A 1,948-nucleotide genomic window follows, 5' to 3' on the forward strand; every position below is an offset into this window, starting at 1 on the left:
GACCGGCGCCGGCCGGCGGACGGGCAGCAGGCACAGCAGTGCGCCCACCACCAGCGGCAGGGCGACCAGGACGGCGAGCAGGACGGCGCTCACCCGTGCAGCTCCGTGACCGACTCCGCGCTGTCGGTGCCGGAGGTGCGGTGCAGCAGGGTGGCCACGGCGAAGCCCATCGCCATCTCCACCGTCATCGCGGAGATGACCACCAGCAGCAGCACCTGGCCGTCGGGGGAGGGGGACAGGAACCACCAGAACCCGGCCGCGGCCAGGACGACGCCGTTGAGCATCAGCTCCAGGCCCATCATCACCATCACCACGACCTGCTGGGACAGCGCGCCGTAGAGCCCCACGCTGAACAGGGCCGACGCCACCAGCAGGACCGTCTGCAGGGTCACCTGCCCACCCCGCCCCGGACCGGGTCCGACGGGCGGGACCGCAGGTCGTCGCCGAACCGGTCGTAGCGGGTGCGCGCGGCGGCCAGGCACAGTGCCGCCACCACGGTGGCGAACAGCACCGCGCTGACGGCGAGCATCACCAGCATCTTCGACTCCATCAGCGCCACCCCCAGGCTGGCGGTGGGGTCGGTGGCCGGCGTGCCCTGCCGGGTGGGCCAGGGGACCAGCACCGAACCCGACCCCAGCAGCAGGAAGCAGCCCACCGCCAGCACCGCCGGGGTGCGGGTGCCGTGGGTCATGCTCATCGGCATCAGCGCCGGGTTCATCCCCATGAACATGACCATGAAGACCGCCATCACGGCCATCTCCATGGTCATCATCAGCACCGTGATGACCCCGATGAACTCCAGGTCGACCAGCAGCAGGGCGAGACCGACCGCGGCGAAGGACACCGCCAGCGCGTAGCTGGCCCGGGCCATCGAGTCGGTCCGGAACACCGCGACCCCCGTGCCGACCGCGACCACGGCCAGCACCCAGAACACGATCCCGCTCAGCACCCTCACACCACCTCCACGACGGCGACGACCAACAGCTGCACCAGTGCCACCGGGAGCAGCACCAGCCAGCCCACCTCGGTGAACCGCTCCGCCCGCCACAGCGGCGCCCGGCGGGCGAGGGCCGCCAGCGCCAGGGCCAGCAGCACGGTCTTGACCAGGACCCACGCCCACCCCGGCAGCAGCGGACCGCCGCCGCCACCGAGGAACGCGGTCACCCCGAACGCCGAGCCGGCCACCAGCAGCAGCCAGCGCCCGCCGTCCAGCAGCAGCCGGTCGACACCGGACAGCTCGACCGCCAGGCCCCCGGCGACGTCGGCGGACAGCGGCGCGGCGAAGGGGCCGCGGGCGGTGAACCCGAGGACGCCCACGCAGTAGACGACGAACGCGGCCGGCATCCACACCACGAACCACAGGCCCTGCTGCGCGGTGACGACGTCCCCCAGCCGCAGGCTGCCGGCGGCCAGCGCCGGCGCGGCGAGGGCGAACATCAGCGGCAGCTCGTAGGCCAGTGCCTGGGCCAGGAACCGGTAGGCACCCACCAGCCCCAGCGCGCTGTTGGCCCCCCAGCCCGCCAGCCAGAACACCGCCCACAGCAGCACGTCGAGGGTGTTGAACCAGACAACCCCCACCCCGAGGTCGGCCACCGTCCAGCTGCCCAGGGGCACCACCGCCACCATCAGCAGGGCCACGACCGGTGCCAGCAGCACCGCGCCGCGACCGAGCAGGGTGTCCGCGGCCAGGGTGGTCCGGCGTTGCTGGCGCAGCAGCCGGGCGGCCTCGGCCCAGGGCCTGTCGGGGCGGCCCAGGAGGGCGCCGTCGGCGGTCGCGACCACGGCGGTGGTGGCCACCAGCAGCACCGCGGCCAGCGGCACCCACCCGGTCCCGACGGCGGCGACCTCAGCCACGACGTGCCTGCTCGGGCTCGGTCGAGGCCACCGTGACGTCGGCGGGCAGGCTGGCCAGCAGCAGCCGCACCGCCGCCAGCTCGCTGCCGTCGAC

3 protein-coding genes are annotated in these 1,948 nt (G+C 73.9%); all 3 read right to left on the minus strand.

All coding sequences use genetic code 11. The annotated features are described in order from the left end of the window. Positions 1–89: 89 nt before the first annotated feature. The 3 genes from NH342_RS22805 to NH342_RS22815 are packed head-to-tail and all read right to left on the minus strand — an operon-like array spanning position 90 to position 1,854. Positions 90–392, minus strand: a complete 303-nt coding sequence (locus tag NH342_RS22805) for an NADH-quinone oxidoreductase subunit K (RefSeq protein WP_253018628.1) — start codon at positions 390–392, stop codon at positions 90–92. Further along, positions 389–955, minus strand: a complete 567-nt coding sequence (locus tag NH342_RS22810) for an NADH-quinone oxidoreductase subunit J (protein WP_253018631.1) — start codon at positions 953–955, stop codon at positions 389–391. Before NH342_RS22810 ends, NH342_RS22805 begins: the two co-directional genes overlap by 4 nt. Next, complete coding sequence (locus NH342_RS22815) at positions 952–1,854, minus strand: NADH-quinone oxidoreductase subunit H (RefSeq protein WP_253018633.1); 903 nt, start codon at positions 1,852–1,854, stop codon at positions 952–954. The genes NH342_RS22810 and NH342_RS22815 overlap by 4 nt, the downstream gene beginning before the upstream one ends. Positions 1,855–1,948 lie beyond the last annotated feature (94 nt).

It is taken from the genome of Klenkia sp. PcliD-1-E, from assembly GCF_024124375.1.
In the GTDB taxonomy this organism is placed as follows: domain Bacteria; phylum Actinomycetota; class Actinomycetes; order Mycobacteriales; family Geodermatophilaceae; genus Klenkia.